This window comes from Nostoc sp. UHCC 0302 (assembly GCF_038096175.1).
Lineage (GTDB): Bacteria > Cyanobacteriota > Cyanobacteriia > Cyanobacteriales > Nostocaceae > UHCC-0302.
Genome location: NZ_CP151100.1, coordinates 376,629 through 383,299 on the forward strand (window position 1 = coordinate 376,629; position 6,671 = coordinate 383,299).

The 6,671-nt window shown below is 42.1% G+C and carries 5 protein-coding genes and 1 pseudogene; 3 read left to right on the forward strand and 3 right to left on the reverse strand.

Annotated features, from left to right (window positions below):
• Positions 1–90: 90 nt before the first annotated feature.
• A complete protein-coding gene (locus tag WKK05_RS38340; protein ID WP_341531013.1) occupies positions 91–1,233 on the reverse strand; it encodes an IS4 family transposase in 1,143 nt (380 codons plus the stop codon).
• A 25-nt stretch (positions 1,234–1,258) separates the two neighbouring features.
• On the opposite strand from WKK05_RS38340, the gene WKK05_RS38345 reads away from it, so the two are divergent.
• Together WKK05_RS38345 and WKK05_RS38350 are read left to right on the forward strand one after the other, a co-directional pair.
• On the forward strand, positions 1,259–1,477 hold the full coding sequence (locus WKK05_RS38345; protein ID WP_341531469.1) for a hypothetical protein: 219 nt from the start codon (positions 1,259–1,261) through the stop codon (positions 1,475–1,477).
• Positions 1,478–1,544: 67 nt separating this feature from the next.
• Positions 1,545–4,223: pseudogene (locus WKK05_RS38350) on the forward strand (glucosidase).
• 83 nt (positions 4,224–4,306) lie between these two features.
• Here the strand turns inward: WKK05_RS38350 and WKK05_RS38355 are convergent.
• Both WKK05_RS38355 and WKK05_RS38360 read right to left on the reverse strand, forming a co-directional pair.
• A complete protein-coding gene (locus WKK05_RS38355) occupies positions 4,307–4,915 on the reverse strand; it encodes a PIN domain-containing protein (protein ID WP_341531470.1) in 609 nt (202 codons plus the stop codon).
• Positions 4,912–5,379, reverse strand: coding sequence for a hypothetical protein (locus WKK05_RS38360; protein ID WP_341531471.1), 468 nt, complete (start codon positions 5,377–5,379; stop codon positions 4,912–4,914). Before WKK05_RS38360 ends, WKK05_RS38355 begins: the two co-directional genes overlap by 4 nt.
• Positions 5,380–5,706: 327 nt before the next feature.
• On the opposite strand from WKK05_RS38360, the gene WKK05_RS38365 reads away from it, so the two are divergent.
• Positions 5,707–6,402, forward strand: a complete 696-nt coding sequence (locus tag WKK05_RS38365; RefSeq protein WP_341531472.1) for a peptidoglycan-binding domain-containing protein — start codon at positions 5,707–5,709, stop codon at positions 6,400–6,402.
• The last annotated feature ends 269 nt before the right edge of the window (positions 6,403–6,671 follow it).

The window sequence follows — 6,671 nt, forward strand, 5'->3', positions numbered from 1 at the left end:
ACGTGAAACCTCGCGCTTGGCAGGGTGTTGGGGGTAGGGTGTTGGGTGTAGTGTTTAAGACAATTAACCCTTGAGGGGGGACAAAAAGGGCTAGAATGCAGATAAAATAAGCCTCATAGCCCTTTCTCCTTGTTGATAATACTTACGCTTATTAGGAGCTAGTGTCATTAACTCAGCCACCAATTCATAAGAATTTTCCATGAAATCGACCCAGTTAGACCCATATAATCCAATATAAAAACTGCTATGACGGCGAACTGTCCGCCCAGATTCTTTAATTCTGCCTACATATTTTTGAACACCCATGCGTTTAATTTTTTGACCAGATATAGTTGCAGCCGTGTATGCAAGTGAGATTAATAATATTAGGGAAATTAGCCTTTGACCTGATACATTAGTATCTTCTAAATTATAACCACCGCTTTTAAAATCTCTAAACATTTCCTCAATATCAAAACGTTGTTTATAAGCCTTAATAGCCGAATCTAAATCATCTAAATTAGTCAGAATAAACCAGCCCTCTTCCGGCGCAACTCCAAAACGTTTCCGTTTCCATTTAGTAGCGAGATTAAAGCTAACAAACCCTTGAGATTTCGTATATTTAATACCTTGGTAAAAGAAGGAAAGACCAGGTGCTAAACCCAAATCTCTTAATTGCAGCCAAATTTCTGGTTCTATTTCTATAAATGCGTCCTTTTTTAAGCGTAAGCAGAAATATACTTTCTGCTCTGTGAGCCAGTTAGCCAACTTTATTGAACAAAATTCTCGGTCTCCTAACACTACAATTTTATAATCCTTGAAAATCGGTAATGCTTTTTTAAATACTGCTTCTTGTTCATCAAAATTACTTGAGCCTAACTTGTCTAATAGCTCAAAATATATTGGGATAGACCTTTTGTCCCAAACCACGCTAATCATTAATAGATTAATGCATCCCCAATTAGTCCGATCTATAACTACATAAATAACTTCATTTAAAGGAAAATTTATTTCTAGCCAGCTTTTGATAATTGGAAACCAAATTTCTTCAACATTGATGTAATTTAAAGATAAAAATCGCTGAAGTTTTTTCCTTCTACTTTCAAATAGTATTGGTATTGGTAAAGCAGTCGCTAGCGCCTCAAGGCTAACAGTTTTAATAGATTGTAATAAACAGATAAGGAGTTTTAGTAATAAGTATTCAGTACGTCCAAGCTCTCGCTTGAGGTGTGTCTCGTAGAATTCTGGTAATATTATCATTAAATAGAGCTTATTGCGAATGAATGCTCTTTTTGTTTTACCACAAATTGCTACACTCGTTGCCCTATATCTATTTCAGGGTATTTCGTATCCCCTCAAGCAATTAACCTTTAGTCGCGTTAAGGAGTTCAACATTTTCTTGATTCCCCACACCCCACACCCCACACCCAACACCCCACACCCAAAAGCCAGTTATATCAGGGGTTTGTGCTTAACAAGCGTGCCATTCGGCTCATAGTTCAAAGATTAATCGAAGCTTTGGCTGTATTTGATAACCGTTTGGAAGAAATAGTTGAGAGGAAATGATGACGGCTGAAGAACAACGGTTGCAAGAAGACCGAGAGTACCAAGCTTACTGGCGTCGCTGGGGATCTTATCTGAGTGAGCGGCAATGGGGAACAGTGCGCGAAGACTACAGCCCGGATGGCTCAGCTTGGGACTATTTTCCCCATGACCATGCCCGTTCGCGTGCTTACCGCTGGGGTGAAGATGGAATTGCCGGAATTTGTGACAATCATCAACGATTGTGTTTTGCGTAGGCGTAGCCCGTCGTAGACATCGCTCTGTGGAACGGGCAAGATCCAATTCTAAAAGAGCGGATGTTTGGCTTAACGGGCAGTGAAGGCAATCATGGTGAGGATGTTAAAGAATACTACTTTTATCTCGACAACACGCCAACTCATGCATACATGAAATGCTTGTATAAATATCCGCAGCAGGCATTTCCCTATACACAGTTGGTAGAGGAAAACTGTCGTCGCAGTAAGCAAGAGGCGGAATTTGAATTGATTGACACGGGAGTATTTGACGAAGACGACTACTTTGATGTGTTCGTCGAGTACGCCAAAGCCTCTGCTGAAGACATATTAATTCAGATCACAATTGCAAATCGCAGTTCCCAAGCCAAACCATTGCATCTGCTGCCTTCACTTTGGTTTCGCAATATATGGTCATTCGACGGCAATAGTGAAAAACCGATGCTTAAGGTGCTGAAATCCGAGGCAGATTTCAGCATCATTGAAGCCTCTCACCCCAGCATGAGCAATTATTGGCTTTACTGTCAAGGTGCAGCAGAACTTTTGTTTACTGAGAATGAAACGAATTTTGAGCGGCTGTACGGCATGAAGAATGCCTCACCCTACGTCAAAGATGGTTTCCATGAGTATATAATCCACGAGCGGCATTCGGCAGTGAATCCAAACCGCATTGGTACAAAATTTGCTGCTGACTACAAATTGGTCATTCCAGGGGGAGCAGAGCAAACTATACGCTTGCGGCTGGCGGACTCCTCTGAGATTGCCAAACCTTTTGGCAGTGAGTTCGAGCGCATCTTAGGCGAGCGAATCAAAGAAGCCGACGAATTCTATCAAAGAATTACGCCATTTCCACTACCTGATGAGGAGCGCACCATCCAGCGTCAGGCATTTGCTGGGATGCTGTGGAGCAAACAGTTTTATCTATATATAATCGAAGATTGGCTCAAAGGCGACCCAGCCACTTTGATTCCCCCCGATTCGCGTCGGAACGTTCGCAACGCTGATTGGGTGCATATATATATTAATGATGTTCTCTCCATGCCAGACACCTGGGAATATCCGTGGTTTGCTGCTTGGGATTTGGCATTTCATATGATTCCCTTGGCAATGATTGACCCAGATTTTGCCAAGCAACAACTGCAACGGCTGACGCGGGAATGGTATATGCATCCGAACGGGCAGTTGCCAGCCTATGAGTGGGAATTCAGTGATGTCAATCCACCTGTACACGCTTGGGCAGTGTGGCAGGTTTACCAGATTGAGCAAAAGTTCTACGGTCACGCTGATAAACAGTTTCTCGAAAGGGTATTTCAAAAGCTGCTACTCAACTTTACTTGGTGGGTGAATCGCAAGGATGCCGACGGTAAAAACATTTTTCAGGGCGGCTTTTTGGGCATGGACAATATTGGCGTTTTTGACCGTAGTGCGCCCTTGCCAACAGGTGGTGATTTAGAGCAAGCAGACGGCACAAGCTGGATGGCAATGTTTTGTATGAATATGCTGACCATTGCCTTAGAGCTTGCTGTGAATGAACCGATCTACGAAGACATTGCCAGTAAATTCTTCGAGCATTTTCTGCGAATTGCAGCTGCAATGGACGGGATTGGTAAAGATGAACTTGTCTTGTGGGATGAGGAGGACGGATTTTTTTATGATGCGCTGCGTTTTCCAGATGGACATCACTGTCCAATGAAAGTGCGCTCACTGGTTGGCTTAGTGCCACTGTTTGCGGTAGGAACGCTCTCACCCTCGACTATTGAAAAACTCAGCGGATTTGGCAAGCGTACCCAGTGGTTCATTGAACATCGACCGGATCTCACAACTGGGATTGCTTGTATGCATACCCAAGGCGAACATCAGCGCCGTTTACTGGCAATCTTAAACCGCGATAAGCTAACCCGTATTTTAAAGCGGATGTTGGATGAGTGTGAGTTTTTAAGCCCCTATGGCATTCGCTCTGTATCAAAATTTCATGCTGAGCATCCCTTTATCATGCACGTTAACAAGCAGGAGTACCGAGTGGACTACGAACCAGCTGAATCCACAAACAATTTATTTGGTGGCAATTCTAACTGGCGTGGGCCGATTTGGTTTCCGATGAATTATTTAGTAATTGAAGCCCTACAAGAATTTCATCACTACTTAGGAGATGACTACAAAGTAGAATGTCCCACTGGTTCTGGACAATGGATGACGCTCAAAGAGGTAGCGATTGATTTGTCAAAACGACTTAGACGAATTTTTCAACAAAATAATAGCGCACATCGACCTGTCAACGGTACTGTCGAGATTTTTCATCACAATCCCCATTGGCGAAATTTGCTGACGTTTTATGAATACTTTCATGGCGACAATGGTGCTGGCTTAGGAGCAAGCCACCAAACTGGCTGGACTGGAGTGATTGCACAATTAATTCATCGGTGCGGCGAAAGCTCATCGCTGGTTTAACCGAAGGACATGACTTCTGGAGCTTTGCTCAGGAAATTCTGCTGTTTTATTTGACACAAAAAGACTTATCCAAATTATGATTGCTAAGTTAGCAGTTGGGATTGGATAAAATTATAACCATGATCAAATCGCGGGATCATCCGGCATTTTAATTGATTTAGTTGCTCAACAATATCAGGACTATCAAAGTCTTTTGAGTTTCTATTAAGAAAACATCCTAACTGTGGTTTATACTGACGCAAGTGGTTCATAACTGATGCATAAACAATAGCATCTTGTGGGCTTAAATCATAAGTACTTTCACAGGATGCTGCCTGAATCAATATTTCCGAAGTAAGTGCAATAACTTCTGCAATATTGAAAAGCTGCTCTCGATAATAAATAAAGCGCTGTCGTTCCTCTTCATTGCTCTGCACCATCAAACTAGCAATATCTTGGATACTCCTGATCCGGCTGATATAGGATGCTGTACGTGAAAGTTGCTTTAACTCAGCATCAAGCAATTGTTGCAGATTTCTGCGGCTTTTTGCCTGACGGTTTAACTTCTCATGAGGTTCAGCAAGACTATAAGCTGGAATAATTAGCTTTGTCTGCCCTGCTGAACAAAGTTGTAGAATTTGCTCACAGCTGACACACTGTTCTTGTTCAAAGACGAGTTCTAAGAGAAAGTTGGTTTCAACATAAATATTCACGCAACCGCCTTATAATCAAACTTGCCTCCAGCTATAGCAGCATATAATCCTGAATCAATTAACCAGCGTTCAGATTCATCTATATGTTCAGGAGATTGAGAATAAATAATTTTTCCTAACCAGGATGCAATAATTAATTCAAGGCTTTCCCCACTGATTTGCTCAGCCGTCACTCCTGCCCGTTCTAAGTAGGGCTGAAGAATGGAATGTGCATCAACAGCATAGTCTGCTTCGCTCTGCTCCAATTGAACTTCAGCATTTGTCCATAAGTAAAACCGATCTGGAAAGACCATCAGAAAATATGGTGCTATTGGAAAAGTTCCATGTGCAAAGATATTACGTCGCAACGAGGCCGCCCACTCTGGCGATGCATTAAGTTTACTCTTGACCTCAACAACCAGAGCAAGTTGACCGTTGCGGTTATTAACCGATAAATCCCAAGCAGAATCAGAGTTAACAGCCATGATCTTGCTCACTTTAAAGACCAACTATTCAACATTCTGACACGGCTTGCTTATCTTTGAATAAATGAGATAGACATTTAATATAGAATCCATTCGTCTGAATCAATGAATGGGGGATTCAAACCCGCCACTTATTATTCACCCTATAGCCCTTTGGACGATGAAAGAGTAAATGGTGTAAAATCTACAGAGGATAGGGTAGCAATAGAAACTCTGGAGTCAAAAATCTGTACTATGAAATAGTACGCTCAAAGGTACTGCTGAAAAAAAACGTTTCTGCAATTATTTTAATATTCCAAATTCTGCATTGATATTTAGGAGTGTATTATGGAAAGTCTTGCTTACTCTTATATGTATATGGCTCATGAAGAGACAACCAAAAATATGGAATCTCTTCCAAAAATTAAATTTAATTGGAAAGGAATTTTTAAATCTTTTAATACAGTTATTCCCAATCAGCAGGTAATCAGAAACACCAAAAATCATCTCCCGAAATTTCAATTCAATTGGAAAAAACTCCTGAAATCTTCTGTCTGGTTAGCTTTAGCTGGTGTTAGCGTATTGGTAACTGCTGTTAGCCAAATTCAGATAGCCTCAGCAATGAACTATGTCAGTACAAACGGCAGATGTCTTAATATCCGTACAGGGCCGAGTTTGAATTCACAAGTGATTAGATGCGCTCCTTATGGTTCAAGCCTCCCAGGTGTTGTCAGGGGAGCGTCTAGTAACGGGTTTGCTACACTTGCAGATGGCACTTACGCCTATAGCAAGTGGATTAACGCTAGTCCTCCACGGGTTTATCGTCGTAGTTCTCGCATTAACGTTAGCAGTAGGATTTTTCTTCGTAATGGCTCACAAGGGACATCTGTTTCCCAACTTCAAAAAGCTTTAGGGAACGTTACAGTTGATGGATATTATGGCCCAGAAACCGAGCGCCAAGTTCGTAGTTTTCAAGTAAGAAATGGTCTACTTGTAGATGGCATAGTTGGGCCGCAAACTCGAAGAGCATTAGATGTTAGTTAGGCTATAAGCAGGCAAGTACTCCGGGAGCAGTGGTTGTTTGGTGACTAAAATCCCAAAGACCGTATACGAATGGCGCTAAGACTCATGTAAAACCTCGTCAGGGCAGTTCTTGAGCAGGGGAAGATGGGGGAGAAGAGAAGCAGGGGAGGCAGGGGAAGAATTGGAGGAAAGAAACTAAGCTGCAATTTTTTAAATCTGCCCCCAATTCCTCCCCTGCTCAAGAACTGCCTCCCTTGCTAACCACGACGCAAGCGTTGTCTTGGCAGACT